Raw genomic sequence first — 13485 nt, forward strand, 5'->3', positions numbered from 1 at the left:
TGCCACGAGGCCGGCCAAGGGGGAAAGTGCCAGTGGACCAGGAACCGCTCGACCGCAGGGACCCGGGCCGCTCCGCCCCGGCGGACACCCGGCGGGACACCCCGGCGGACACCCCGGCCGCGGCCCCGGCGCCGCGGCCCGAACCGACCGTCATCGCCGCGACCGACGTCGCGGGCAGCCGCTTCGTCTCGGGCACCGGCACAGCCCCTGATCCCGGGCGGCAGGCCGCCGTCGTCGCGCAGGCGGAGAGCACCCTGCCGATGGTGGTGCAGAGCCTGTACGCGCAGCGGCTGCACTCGGTCGAGCTGCGGTCCGGCGCCGCGGGCGACCGCTTCTTCGCGCTCACCGACGACCGGGGCAGGGACCTCACCCTGCGTCTGGACGCCGTACCGCTCCCCTCCGGCACGGTCGCGCGGACGCACGTCAACACCACCTCGGACCAGCACGTCGTCCAGCTCTCCGACCGCATGGACCCGCGGCAGGTCGGCCGGGCGCTGAGCCACGAGGTCGGTGAACTGCTCGCGGTGCGCGACCGGGCGGCCCGTGCCGCCGCGGGCGACCCCGAGGTCGCGGGCGTCGCACCGAGCCGCGACGACCTGCTGGCCCGGGGGCGGCTCGGCGCCGCGGAACGGCGCCTGAGCCTCACCGAGGAGGACCTCGGCCGGGTCGGCGAGCTGAACTACCTGGCCGCCCGCATGAACGACACCACCCTCGACGCCTCCCGACGCGCGGAGGCGCGCGGCGAGTTGTCGGCGCTCATCGACCACACCGGGCTGCGGCCTCAGGCTCCGGCCGGCTCCGAGCGGTATCCGGCGGAGTTCCAGGCCGCCGACATCCGCCGCGACATCGTCGACCAGCACCTGACCCCGATGGCCACCGACGCCCTGCGCGAACTGGCCGTCCCCGTGGAGCGGTTGGGCGCCGCCGACGCGACCGAGCTCCGGGAGTTCCGGTCGCGGGCCGAGCACGCCCGGCCCCTCGGGGCGTCCGCAGAGGCCCCTCCCCTGCCGGGGTTCCGGCCCGACGGCTCCCCCGTCCCGCGCGAGGAACTCGCCGCGGCGGCGGCCCGGGCCGCCGATCAGCGCACCCGGGCCGCCGCCGGCACGCTGGAGCAGCTGCGCGCGGAGGCCGCCACGACGGGCGCGTGGCCCACCCGCGAAGTCGTCATCGGCGGTGGCGCCAGCCTCGTCGGGCGCGAGCCGGACGCCCTGCTCGTCGACGCGCGCGGCCGCTGGCACCTGGACCCCGGCCAGGGCATCGTCCAGTCCCCCGACCAGGTACGGGACATGCGGGCGACCGGGCTCGGCGACGCCCACCAGTTCGCCGATCCGACCGCGCGGGTGCCGCGTGACGCGGTACGCCTGTGGGAGGACGAGCTCGCCGTACGCGGACCGGTCGTCGACGGGACCGCGCGGCTGGTCCCGGCTCAGGACGGCCATCTGTACGCGCACATCCGTCCGGGCGACGGCTCCTCGGACGTCTATGTCAGGGTCGAAGGAACCCCGACCGTCGCCACCGGGCTGCCGCCGGAGATGGTGCCGGGCGTCGACCGGCGGGACGTGGTCGATCTGCCGGAGGCCCTCGACGCCGTACGCGGACAGCTGCCCGCCGACTCCCCGGTGCACGCCCGGCTGGCCGGGGCGACCGGCGCGCAGCAGACCCTCGGGATCCTGCGGGAGGAAGGCGTGCTGGACGGACTGCGCTCGGGCGGCGGCGCGCGGGCCGCGCTCCAGACGCTCGACGCCACGGCCCAGTGGGAGCGGGCGAGGGACGCCGCGCCCGGGCGGGTCTTCATCGGAGACGAGATCGCCGAGAACCGTTTCGACGTGAGCGGCGAGGGCGCTCCGAAGACCTGGCTGGTCGCGGGTGCCGGCGGCACGGGGGTGGCCAACGCCGAGATCATCCTGGAGGCCGACCCCGAGGCCCGGGTCACCATCTACGGGCCGAACCTGCCTCCGGCGCTGGAGAACCAGGTCCAGTTCACCGCGATGCGCGAGCGGTTCGTCAGCGAGTACGGCGGTGACGGCCGCCTCACCATCGACATCCACCCCGACAACCGGGTCGGCGCCGTGCAGATGCACACCGGGCCCGACGGAAAGCCGCGGTTCCGGGAGGGGCGCGTGGAGGCGGAGGCGTACGTGGCGAGCCTCGGGCGGACCGCGCCGATGCCGGAGGCTCTCCAGGATCTGGCCGAGCGGACCCGGGCGGGGGGCGGGCAGGTGCGGGGGGACCTGATGTTCGATCAGGACCGGCAGTTCCTCGGCTACGGCGTCACCTTCGAGACGGGGGGTGGGCAGCGCCGCGTCGAGGTGACCGGTGCGGCGTCGCAGTTGCTGCCGCGTGATGTCTTCCCCCGTGACACCCAGGCCGCCCTGAACGCCATGGCCGCCCGCCAGGTCCCGTCCCAGAGCGGCAACGCGGCCCCGGGGTTCGCCCCCACGGCGCAGCAGGCCTCCCGGCTGGCCGCGGCACGGGAGAGCGGGACGGTGGAGCGGCACACCTCGGTTCCGGAGAGCTGGGGCAGGCCGGCGGTGGCGGGTGCGACGGCGACACCCGGGGGGCCGGGTACTGCGCCCTCCAGCGGCTCCAGCAACTCTGTCGCGGGCGCGGCTCGCCGTCAGTCCGGCCGGGGTTCGGCCACTCCTGGGGGGCCCGTTCCCGGTTCGGCGCCCGGGCCTGTCGCGCCGGGTCGGCCGCCGCAGGTGCCGCGGCCGCCGGCGCCGGGGCGCTGACCTCGCGGGCGCTGACCTCGCGGGCGGGGTTCGGTTCGGTGCGGGTCCGGTTCGGTGGGTGGGGCCGGTGCGGGTCCGGTGGGTGGGTCGGGGCCGTGCCGGTACATCCCAGTCCGTCGCCGCTGGATCAGACGTGGGCTACCTGTGCGAACCGCTGCTCGATCCGAACGTAAGCGACGGACATAGGGATGTACCGGCACGGCCCCTCCCGTGCGATCTCCGCTGCGGGTGCAAGATCCAGCCCCTCCGGCGTTTGAGGAGCGGGGTCTGGGGCGGAGCCCCAGGGGTGGGACGGGTAGGGGCGGAGGGGGCGAAAGAAGGTTGGGGCGGGCCCTTCCGTGTGCGGACGGGGCGTGGCCGCTTGCGTGTGGAGGGGGGCGGCTGCGGGTGCGTGGTCGTCTGGTTCGAAGGCCATCTCAGGCCCGCCCTGGACTATTGAATGCGTGTGCATATATTGTGCACGCATACAAGCGACGTCGTTCTTGGCGTGTGATCCAGGGGGAACCATGACCCGCCATTTCCTGTTCCTGCTCGGCAGCAGCCGCACCGGTGGCAACACTGAACTACTGGCCCGCAAGGCCGCAGAGCAGCTGCCCGCCGATGTCGAGCAGCACTGGCTCAGCCTCGCCGAGCCTCCGCTCCCCGACTTCGTGGACCTGCGCCGCGACAGCGACCATGTGCGCCCTCCCGCCGGGAGCACCGCGGGCATGCTGCTCGACGCCACGCTCGCGGCCACCGACATCGTGATCGCCTCGCCGCTGTACTGGTACTCCGTGTCCGGACTGACCAAGCGCTACCTGGACTACTGGTCGGGCTGGCTGCGCACCCCCGGCATCGACTTCAAGGCCACCATGGCCGGTCGCACCCTCTGGGGCGTCACCGCGCTCGCGCACGAGGAGCAGGAGGTCGCCGACCCGCTGATCGGCACGCTGAGCCACTCGGCGGCGTACATGAAGATGCGCTTCGGCGGGGTGCTGCTCGGCAACGGCAGCGGGCGCGGCGATGTCCTGAACGACGCCGAGGCGCTGGCCCGCGCGAAGACCTTCTTCGCGGCACAGGAACCGCCGCTCGCCCGCTTCCCGTACGAGGTCTGAGCCGCCCCCGTCTAGGCGGTGATGTCCTTCGCCGTGAACCGCGCCCACGCCGCCGACCCGAACACGGCGGCGTACAGCCCCTGGAGGCCGAGGTTGTGGACCAGGTCGTCCCAGTAGACCGGGTCGCGCATGAGGTCGGCGAAGGACAGCCAGTAGTGGGAGAAGAAGTACGGCTGGAGCGCGTGCAGCTGCGGGATCTGGTCGAGGATCTGGACGGTGATGAGGAGGCCGACCGTCGTCGCCATGGCCGCGATGCCGCTGTTGGTGAGGGTCGAGACGAAGAGGCCGAGTGCCGCGACGCCGGTCAGTGACGCGGCCACGACGAGGGCGATGAGCAGCGCGCGGCCGAGTCCCTCGGTGAAACTGATGCGGGTCCCGGAAATGGTGGTCAGCTCGCCCAGCGGGAACAGCAGGACGCCCACCAGAAGCGCCGAGACGGCCACCACCAGGGTCGCGACCAGGCAGAACGTCATCGTCGTCGCGTACTTCGTGAGCAGCAGCCGGGTGCGGCCGGCGGGCGCGACGAGGAGATAGCGCAGGGTCCCCGCGTTGGCCTCGCCCGCGATCGCGTCGCCCGCGATGACGCCGATCGCCATCGGCAGGAAGAAGGGGAGGGTCGCCGCCAGCGCGGTGAACACCAGGAACAGGCCGTTGTTGGTGATCTGCGCGATGAACGCGGGTCCCTCGCCTCCGCCACCGCCCGCGCTCGAACCGTCACTCGTCTCGATCTTGATGGCGATGCCGATGAGGATCGGCACGGCCGCGAGCACCCCGAGCAGTGCGATCGTCCGCCAGCGCCGGAAGGTCGTGAGGAGCTCACTGCGGAAGAGCCCGAGCGTCCACAGCGGGCTGGGCGCACGGCCGGCCTCCGCCCCCACACGCAGCGTCTCAGCCCGCGACATCGAAGCCCTCCCCGGTCAGTGCCACGAACGCGTCCTCCAGCGAGGCCCGTTCGACCCCGAAGCCACGGACCCGGACGCCCGCCGTGACCAACGCGGCGTTCAGTTCGGCGAGTTCACGGTCGGGCGGCTCCGCGGTCACCCCTGTCTCGGTCACGACGAGATCGGCGACGCCCTGTTCCTTGAGGACCCGGGCCGCGTCCCCCGCGTCCGGGGTGGTCACCACCAGCCGGCCCCGCGCACCCGCCGCGAGGTCCGCGACCGCGCCCTGGGTGATGAGCCGGCCCTGCGCCATCACGGCCGCGTGCGTGCAGACCTGCTCGATCTCGTCGAGGAGGTGAGAGGAGAGGAAGACGGTCGTTCCCTCCGAGGCCAACTCCCTGACCAGCGAGCGGATTTCGCGCATGCCCTGGGGATCGAGACCGTTGGTCGGCTCGTCCAGGACGAGCAGGCGGCGGGGCTGGAGCAGCGCGGCCGCGAGTCCGAGCCGCTGCTTCATGCCGAGGGAGTACGCCTTCGCCTTCTTCCCCGCGGCGGCGGTCAGTCCGACCCGGTCGAGGGCCGCCGCGACGCGTGTCCGCCGGGTCCGGGGATCAGCGGTCGGGTCGGCGGCGTCGTACCGGACGAGGTTGTCCCGCCCGGAGAGGAAGCCGTACAGGGCGGGACCCTCGATCAGCGCCCCTACGTGCGGGAGCACGGCCCGCGCGGACCGGGGCATGGACTGCCCCAGCACGCGGGCCGTGCCCGAGGTCGGCTCGATCAGGCCCATCAGCATGCGGATGGTGGTGGTCTTGCCCGAGCCGTTCGGCCCGAGGAAGCCGAAGACGCTGCCCGCCGGGACGGTCAGGTCCAGGCCGTCGACGGCGAGCTGTCCGCCGCGGTAGCGCTTGCTCAGCGCGCGAGTGGCGATCACCGCGTCCTCGGTGATCGAGGTGGGCGCGGTGGGCGCGGTGGCGGTGCCTGCGGCTCGCCTCGCCGGTGCCGCGTCAGTTTCTCCCGCGGGCACGGCGCCGACGTCACCCGCTCTTCCGGCGGGCACCGCGCCGGTGCCTTCCGGCTTCCGGGCAGGCGCCGTGCGGGCACTGCCCGCCTGTTCGGCGGACACGGCACCGCCCTCGGCCTGCGCCGGATCGGGCTCGACGGCGGACAGCTCCTCCATGGGCTCCCTCGGTTCGGCTCTCCTGGGACCTACTGGGCCGCGTTGGCCGCCTTCACCAGCGCGGCCTTGGTGACGGCACCGGCGTACACCTTGCCGTCGTCCGTGATCAGCGCGTTGACCAGGCGGGTCGAGAAGACCGTGCCCGAGCCGAACTTGCCGGTGACGTGGTCGCCGAGGGAGTTGAGGAAGCCGTCGACGTCACTGTTGCCGGTCGAGCCGGACGCGCCGGTCGGCAGGCCCTGGCCGCCGGTCTCGAACACGGCGATGGAGTTCCAGCCCTCGCCGATGGTCTTCAGGCCGTCGAGGCCCCCGGCCGGACCTTCGCCGGCCCCCGGCCGCGCCTTCTCCGCGCCCTTCCACGTGTCGCCGCGCAGGTCCTTCGGCGTGTCGCCCTTCACACCCTCGTGCTCGTCGCCCTCGGTGACCTTCGCGCCCTTGGGCGGGGTGAAGGCGAAGGTCGACGCGGCCGGCTTGGAGAAGTCGACCCGGGTGAAGCCCGCGTCCACGACGGCCGCGCCACCGCTCGCCGGGGTCAGCGTGAACTTCAGCGGCAGGCCCGTCCTCGCGTCCACCGCGATGCTGATCGCGCCGACCGTGGAGCCGGACTGCCTGGGCTTGATGACCAGCCTGTAGGCGTCGCGGCCCGCGACGTGCGCGGTGCCGTCGACGGTCACGGAGGTCGTCTCGTCCACGGCCTTGAGTGCCTCGTCGGCGAGACCCTTGGGCGTGGCCGGGACATCCCGCGGCGCCTTCTCCTCGGCACCCCCGGACTCGGCGGACGTCGCGTGGTAGACCTCGTTCGACTTGCTGTCGTACCCCCACACGTCCTTGCCGTTGTGGATGACGCTGTACTCGGCGGCACCCTCCAGGAGGGAGACCTTGCCCTTGTCCGGGCCGTCGGCGGCGACGCGCAGCGTGTGCGTGCCCGAGGCCAGTTCGAGGAGCTTGGACTGCGGGTCCGCGGAGGAGCCTCCGTCGCCTCGGGCGGCACCCGACGCGAAGCTGCTCTCCAGGCCGCCCAGGTTCGGCAGTCCGAGATCGGTGCTGATCTTGACCGTGCCGGACAGCTGCTGGACGTCCGACTTGGCGATCTTCTCGATGAGTTGCTGAGCGGTGACCTTCGGCAGGTCGGGGTCTCCGGAGTCGGCGAGTGCCGGGACGAGCCCGATCGTCGCCGCCGCCACCCCCACCACCGCGACCGGAACGACGTACCGCGCGGCCTTGCGTCGCCCGGCGCGCGGGTCGTCGGCGTCGTCGGCCCCGGTGGCCCTCGCGCTGTCGTCGGATGCGTACGGTGCCATGTGTGCCTTACCTCCGTCGTCGGCGGCGGCCCTACCGTCGTGCCCTGCTCCACCCCTAAGCCGCCATTCTCACCCGAACCGGTGAGGAGTGGTGTTGTCCATCTGACCAAATCGGCGGGATCGAAGCGTCACTCCCCGGACTCAACTCCGCGTAGTCCTGCGGTATGACGTGAGGGGGCGGCGCCTCGCCCGACCCGTAGGGGTCGTGCCGGACGAGGCGCCGCCCCGGCCGCGCGCCCGGCCGGAATCGGCGGGATTCCGGCCGGGCGTTCGCCTCAGCGCTGCACGAACACGTAGTCGGCCTGGTAGGGGACACCCACGATCGTGCCCGGCGAGCAGGAGCCTGCCGGGGCGACGCCGCCCACGGTGTTCAGGCGCAGGATCTCCTGTGTGCCGGCCAGCAGGCCGTGGTGCCGGCCCGACTGCGTGGCCCTGAGGTCGAGCTCGGGGATGTTCGTTGCGCCGTTCGGGGTCTTCGCGATCAGCGCGCCGGTGACCGCGCTGCGGTCGGGCGCGACCCACTGCGGGGTACCGGAGTTGGGCTTCACGAAGGAGTGGGCGATGTGGCCGCCGAGCCGGGCCGCCACATCGCGCTGGGCGAAGGCGTAGCCACCGCCCTCGGCCGGCTTGCACTCGTAGATCTGCCTGCCCTTGACCACGGACGCCTGGAAGTTGTGCAGGGCGTTCCCGAAGTCGAAGGTGCTCGTGACCTTGTGGAGCTGGCCGCGGACCGCCCCGCCCGGGAACTCGGCGGTGTGCAGATTGGCGTAGAACGAACCGGGGTCGGTCTTCAGAGCGTCGAGCAGGGCCGCGTCCTCGACCTTGACGGTCCCGACGACGCTGTGGCCCTTGATCCGGTCGAGCAGCTTGCCGGAGTCGACCTTGACGCCGCCGTTGGCTCCCTTGGCGCCCTGGTGGATGTGGAGCAGGGTGGGCCTGCCGGTGCCGCGCCAGGTGACGGCCACGGACACCTTGTCGCCCTTGACCTTGATGAACTCCAGCGCCGCGCCGTCCTTGTCGCCGACGGCGGGGCCGCCCTGGACGGGCACCTCGGCGGCGCCGCGCAGACTGGCGGCGAGGATGGTGCCGCCCGTGCCGCCCATGACTCCGTGCTGCGTGACGATGGTCGAGTCGTCGTGCCCGGAGTGGTTCGTACCGCTGTTCTCGCTGTGGCTCGTGGCGTTCTTCCCGCCGTGGCCTCCGTGGTCGGCGGCGACCGCCGGGATGACGGCGGCGGCGACCCCGGCCGCCGCGGCCACCGCGACACCGGTCAGGATCAGGCTCTTGCGACGTGTCGTGAACGTGGCGTTCGATCCCATGATTCTGTTTTCTCCCCGTAACTCGGCCGACGCCCCCTGCGTCAGCTTCTGCGCAGAGGTACGGACTCGATCCGATCCTGGACTCAATCCAAGAGTGTGACGCCCATCACATTCACAGAGCCGATCAAATCCGGCGGCCATTCGAGCGGAAAACGGCTTGAATCCGTACTTACGGGTGGCAGCGATCAGGATCGCCCAGCACTCCAGGGGGCGACGGATCGAGGATCGAGGGATCGCCATGCTCGCCATCAGGCACATCACGGGATACGCCGCCACGGGCGCCGCCGTCCTGGCGCTCACGCTCTCCGGATGCGGAGGCGGAGGGGGCGGAAGCGGAGGCGGGGACGGCTCCGCGAAGAGCACCGGCTCCACGGGACCGGCGACAGCGACGCTGAACACCGCCGAGGTCGGAAAACTGGGCACGGTCGTGACCGACAGCAAGGGGTACGTCCTGTACCGCTTCGACGCGGACTCGGCGAACCCGACCAGGGTCAGCTGTTACGACACCTGCGCCCAGGTCTGGCCGCCGGCCACGACCCAGGGCGGTGTGACCACGAACGGCGTCGACAAGAGCCTGGTCTCCACGGTGAAGCGCACCGACGGCGGCACCCAACTGACCCTCGCCGGCTGGCCCCTCTACCGCTACGCCAAGGACGACAAGCCGAAGGAGGCCCTTGGCCAGGGCGTGGACGGAACGTGGTTCGCCGTGACACCCACCGGAGCGAAGATCACCACACCGGCACCGGCGTCCCCGGGCACAGGAGGAGGAGGCTACTGACGGCCGTCTCAGCCGGCCCGGTGCACCACGGCGTCCACCAGCTCGACCAGGGCGGCCTTCGCGTCGCACTCGCGCAGCGGTGCCAGCGCGGCCCGCGCGTCCTCCGCGTAGCGCACGGTGTCCCTGCGCGCCTGCTCCAGCGCGGGGTGCTCCCGCAGCCGGGCCAGCGCCTCGGCGTGCCGCGCGTCGTCCGTCAGGTCGGAGTCCAGCAGCTCGCACAGCGCGATGTCCTCGGCGAGCCCCAGCCGCTCCGCGCGCTCACGCAGCCGCAGCACCGGCAGCGTGGGAATCCCCTCGCGCAGATCGGTCCCCGGCGTCTTGCCGGACTCGTGCGAGTCGGACGCGATGTCGAGGACGTCGTCCGCGAGCTGGAAGGCGACGCCCAGCCGCTCCCCGTACTGCGTCAGCACGTCCACGACCGTCTCGTCGGCCCCCGACATCATCGCCCCGAACCGGCACGCGACGGCGACCAGCGAACCGGTCTTGCCGCTGAGCACGTCGAGGTAGTGGTCGACCGGATCGCGCCCGTCGCGCGGCCCCGCGGTCTCCAGGATCTGCCCGGTCACGAGCCGCTCGAACGCCTCGGCCTGGATACGGACGGCCTCGGGCCCGAGGTCGGCCAGGATGTACGAGGCGCGGGCGAAGAGGAAGTCACCCGTGAGGACGGCCAGCGAGTTGCCCCAGCGCACGTTGGCGCTGTCCACCCCGCGCCGGACCTCGGCCTCGTCCATCACGTCGTCGTGGTACAGCGTGGCGAGATGGGTCAGCTCGACGACCACGGCCGAGGGAACGACACCCGGCGCGTACGGGTCACCGAACTGCGCGGCGAGCATCACGAGCAGCGGCCTGAACCGCTTCCCACCGGCACGCACGAGGTGCTGGGCGGCTTCCGTGATGAACGGGACCTCGCTCTTGGTGGCTTCGAGCAAACCCTCCTCGACAGCCGCCAATCCGGCCTGGACATCGGCTTCGAGAGCCTGGTCCCGCACGCTCAGCCCGAACGGCCCGACGACGGTCACGAGAGGTTCTCCTGTCTGCTGACGATCACATGGCGAACTCGGTCGATCATTCGGTCGATGACACGGTTTGTCGATGTGTCGCTGCCATCACTCAAGTCAGCGTATCCGGTCACGTTTCGATCACCACGAGCGCCCACCGTCCCCCGGCCGACTTCGCTCCGCCAGCAGCTATACGGGAGTACACCCGGAAGGCACACGGGAAGCACCTGCCTGCCCCATAGGCGGGTACCCCGACTCGCGGGCGCCACCCGACCACCGACGGTATGTTCATGATCAGCCGATCCGAACCGATACAGGACGACATACCCCGAAGTGCCCGGAAGCAGTGACTGTGTCCCGTAGCTCCGCCGAGAACGAGTCAGGCCCGGACGTGAGGCCCTCACCCCCCGGCCGCGCCGCACGATGACCCCGCCCTCCGAGATGCCCCGCCCTCCGAGATGCAGCCCGTCCACTGAGGTGGCTCATGCACATCCGTACGTCCTTCCCCTACGAGACCACTCACGAGGACGTCCTCGTCCCTCTCTCGGACGGCACCCGTCTGTACGCCCGGATCTGGCGCCCGCTGACCGAGGAGCCCGTACCGGCGCTCCTGGAGTACAGCCCGTACCGCCTGACCGACTGGACTGCACCGCGCGACCGGCAGCGCCACCCCTGGTACGCCGGACACGGCTACGCCTCCGTCCGCGTGGACGTGCGCGGCCACGGCAACTCGGAGGGCATGCCGACGGACGAGTACTCCGAGACCGAGCCGGCCGACGGGGTGGAGGTGATCACGTGGCTGGCCGCCCAGCCCTGGTGCACCGGCAGGGTCGGCATGTTCGGGATCTCCTGGGGCGGCTTCAACTCCCTCCAGATCGCGGCCCGCGCGCCCGAGCCGCTCAAGGCGGTCGTCACGGTCTGCTCGACGGACGACCGCTATGACAACGACGGGCACTACGCGGGAGGTTCCGTCCTCGCCGTCGACACGCACTCCTGGGCGGCCACCCTGCTCGCCTTCGCCGCCCGCCCGCCGGACCCGCTGCACGTGGGCGAGGTCATGTGGCGCGACATGTGGGTGAGCCGGCTGGAGGCGGTCGACCCCTTCATCCACACCTGGCTGGCGCACCAGACCCGGGACGCGTACTGGCGGCACGGCAGCGTCCGCGAGGACTTCGGCTCGATCCGCGCGGCGGTCCTCGCGGTCGGCGGCTGGCACGACCCGTACCGCGACACGGTGCTGCGCCTGGTGGAGAACCTGCCGCCGGATCGCGTACGCGGTCTCATCGGTCCCTGGTCGCACCAGTACCCGGACCGGGGCCTGCCGCCCGGACCGGCCATCGGCTTCCTCCAGGAGACGCTCCGCTGGTGGGACCACTGGCTCCGGGACGAGGACACGGGCGCGCTCTCCGTCCCCCTCCTGCGCTCGTACGTGATGGACGCGCACCCTCCGGCGACCGTCTACGAGGAACTTCCCGGCCGCTGGGTCGGCGACCCGGCCTGGCCCTCACCCTCGGTGACCCCGATCACGTACGCGCTCCAGGGCACCCCGGTGCCGGTGCGGTCCCCGCAGCACACGGGGGTCGACGCGGGCCGCTTCTTCCCCTTCGGCAACGCCGCCGACCTCCCACCGGACCAGCGGGAGGAGGACGCCCGGTCGGCCTGCTTCGAGTTCGAGGTACCGGCGGAGACCTGGGTGCTGGGCCGCCCGCGGGTCGATCTGCGGCTGACGTCCGCGTCACCCAGGGGCCAGGTGATCGCCCGCCTCTGCGACGTGGCCCCCGACGGAGCGTCCACGCTCGTCACCCGAGGGGCCCTGAACCTGTCGGCGCGCCGCGGCCGCGACCGGACGGTTCCCGCGGAACCCGGCACCACGGAGAACGTGGCGTTCGACCTGAACGGCATCGGCTACGCGTTCCCGGCGGGCCACCGCATCCGTCTGAGCGTCTCCTCCGCCTACTGGCCCTGGATCTGGCCCCAGCCGGGCTCGGAGGCGGGCTTCACCCTCGACCCCATCGGCAGCGCCCTCGAACTCCCGGTACGGACAAGGGAGTCGGACCCCTCCATCACCTTCGGGGAACCGGAGGAGGCGGAGCCCCTCGGCGTGGCCGTCTCCGAGACGCTGGACGAACCCCGTCCGGAACGCCTGGTCCTGCGCGACGTGGCCGCGGGCACCTGGCGCCTGGAGGTCGACCCGTGCCTCGGCGGCACCCGCGCGTATCCCGACGGCCTCGAATGCACGGAGGACGCGCGGGAGACGTACACGATCGACGCGTCCGACCCGCTGTCCGCCCACGCCCGCTCGACCTGGTCGATCCGTCTGCACCGCCCGGACCTGCCGTGGGACGCCCGCGTCGAGACGGCCTCCACCATCAGCTGCGACGCGCAGGACTTCATCACGTCCAACGAGGTCGTCTGCAAGGACGGCGACGAGGTCGTCTTCCACCGGACCTGGGAGAAGAGAATCCCGCGCACGGCGGGCTGACACGCGGCCGCACGGGCGGGAGTTCCCGCCCCGTGCGATCGGCCGACAGGGCTCGCGCGAGCGGGAGTTCGCCTCCGTACGACCATCGACACGCCGCTCGCCCCGCCCCGGACGCATCCCTCCTCCCTGCCCGGACGCATCGCCCCTCCCTGCCCGGACGCGCGACTCTCCCCGGCCTCGATGCGCCGCAGGTGCCCGCCCGGATGCGCCGCTCACGCACGCCTGGATGCGCCGCCCATGCCCGCCCGGGTGCACCGCTCAGGCCGACCCCGCATGCGCCGCTCAGGCCGGCCTCGGTCCGCCCGGCGTTCCGACGCCGGCCTGGAACACGTACGGCGAACACCCCCGCCAAGGGCGGCGGTTCACCCCGCGATCGCCCCGGCTCGCCCTACGTCCGTCCCGGCTCGGCCCGCGACCGGTCCGGCCCGACCCGCCGGGCCCGCGCCTCGGCCCGGTACGGGTCGCTTCCCCCACGAGCCCCACGGCACCGAATCCCTCTGCGCGGGGGGCCGATTGCCGCCCTCCGGGAACTCGGCGCCCCTGACAGCCGGAAGCACAATGCCCGAGTTGCCCGGCATGCCGCCTTGATGACCCTTGGTCTCGTGAGTTGAGTCACCCGTGAGCCCGGGTGCCGACCCACTCCGCCCCCTCGCCAACCCATTTGCCAAAGGCAAGTTGAGGATTCAATTCCGCTCTAATCGGACGTTTCCCCCTTGCCCCAAA

The 13485-nt window shown here is 72.4% G+C and carries 9 protein-coding genes; 4 read left to right on the forward strand and 5 right to left on the reverse strand.

Going from position 1 to position 13485, the window contains the following annotated elements; all coding sequences use genetic code 11:
• Positions 1–32: 32 nt before the first annotated feature.
• Both OOK38_RS10310 and OOK38_RS10315 read left to right on the forward strand, forming a co-directional pair.
• On the forward strand, positions 33–2732 hold the full coding sequence (locus OOK38_RS10310; RefSeq protein ID WP_266761610.1) for a hypothetical protein: 2700 nt from the start codon (positions 33–35) through the stop codon (positions 2730–2732).
• Between the two features lie 506 nt (positions 2733–3238).
• Positions 3239–3826 carry a flavodoxin family protein gene (locus OOK38_RS10315; protein WP_266761608.1) on the forward strand — a complete coding sequence of 196 codons (588 nt, stop codon included), beginning with the start codon at positions 3239–3241 and terminating at the stop codon, positions 3824–3826.
• 11 nt (positions 3827–3837) lie between these two features.
• Here the strand turns inward: OOK38_RS10315 and OOK38_RS10320 are convergent, their stop codons facing one another.
• The 4 genes from OOK38_RS10320 to OOK38_RS10335 form a co-directional block, all read right to left on the reverse strand.
• On the reverse strand, positions 3838–4728 hold the full coding sequence (locus tag OOK38_RS10320; protein ID WP_266761606.1) for an ABC transporter permease: 891 nt from the start codon (positions 4726–4728) through the stop codon (positions 3838–3840).
• Positions 4715–5884, reverse strand: a complete 1170-nt coding sequence (locus tag OOK38_RS10325; RefSeq protein WP_266761604.1) for an ABC transporter ATP-binding protein — start codon at positions 5882–5884, stop codon at positions 4715–4717. The genes OOK38_RS10320 and OOK38_RS10325 overlap by 14 nt, the downstream gene beginning before the upstream one ends.
• A gap of 29 nt (positions 5885–5913) precedes the next feature.
• Complete coding sequence (locus OOK38_RS10330; protein WP_266761602.1) at positions 5914–7185, reverse strand: DUF2092 domain-containing protein; 1272 nt, start codon at positions 7183–7185, stop codon at positions 5914–5916.
• Between the two features lie 275 nt (positions 7186–7460).
• Positions 7461–8504, reverse strand: a complete 1044-nt coding sequence (locus tag OOK38_RS10335) for a CHRD domain-containing protein (protein ID WP_266761600.1) — start codon at positions 8502–8504, stop codon at positions 7461–7463.
• A gap of 238 nt (positions 8505–8742) precedes the next feature.
• Here OOK38_RS10335 and OOK38_RS10340 point away from each other — a divergent pair, with 238 nt between their 5' ends.
• Positions 8743–9282, forward strand: coding sequence for a hypothetical protein (locus OOK38_RS10340; RefSeq protein WP_266761598.1), 540 nt, complete (start codon positions 8743–8745; stop codon positions 9280–9282).
• An 8-nt stretch (positions 9283–9290) separates the two neighbouring features.
• Here the strand turns inward: OOK38_RS10340 and OOK38_RS10345 are convergent, their stop codons facing one another.
• Positions 9291–10301 (reverse strand): polyprenyl synthetase family protein, encoded by a 1011-nt coding sequence (locus OOK38_RS10345; RefSeq protein WP_266761596.1) that lies wholly within the window; start codon positions 10299–10301, stop codon positions 9291–9293.
• Between the two features lie 463 nt (positions 10302–10764).
• Here OOK38_RS10345 and OOK38_RS10350 point away from each other — a divergent pair, with 463 nt between their 5' ends.
• On the forward strand, positions 10765–12762 hold the full coding sequence (locus OOK38_RS10350) for a CocE/NonD family hydrolase (protein ID WP_266761595.1): 1998 nt from the start codon (positions 10765–10767) through the stop codon (positions 12760–12762).
• The last annotated feature ends 723 nt before the right edge of the window (positions 12763–13485 follow it).

It is taken from the genome of Streptomyces sp. NBC_00568, from assembly GCF_026341855.1.
In the GTDB taxonomy this organism is placed as follows: Bacteria; Actinomycetota; Actinomycetes; order Streptomycetales; family Streptomycetaceae; genus Streptomyces.

Excerpts from the sequence above, each read along its gene's own strand:
- OOK38_RS10340 (WP_266761598.1), top strand. The coding sequence starts at position 8,743 with ATGCTCGCCATCAGGCACATCACGGGATACGCCGCCACGGGCGCCGCC.
- OOK38_RS10335 (WP_266761600.1), bottom strand. The coding sequence starts at position 8,504 with ATGGGATCGAACGCCACGTTCACGACACGTCGCAAGAGCCTGATCCTG.
- OOK38_RS10325 (WP_266761604.1), bottom strand. The coding sequence starts at position 5,884 with ATGGAGGAGCTGTCCGCCGTCGAGCCCGATCCGGCGCAGGCCGAGGGC.
- OOK38_RS10330 (WP_266761602.1), bottom strand. The coding sequence starts at position 7,185 with ATGGCACCGTACGCATCCGACGACAGCGCGAGGGCCACCGGGGCCGAC.
- OOK38_RS10350 (WP_266761595.1), top strand. The coding sequence starts at position 10,765 with ATGCACATCCGTACGTCCTTCCCCTACGAGACCACTCACGAGGACGTC.
- OOK38_RS10320 (WP_266761606.1), bottom strand. The coding sequence starts at position 4,728 with ATGTCGCGGGCTGAGACGCTGCGTGTGGGGGCGGAGGCCGGCCGTGCG.
- OOK38_RS10315 (WP_266761608.1), top strand. The coding sequence starts at position 3,239 with ATGACCCGCCATTTCCTGTTCCTGCTCGGCAGCAGCCGCACCGGTGGC.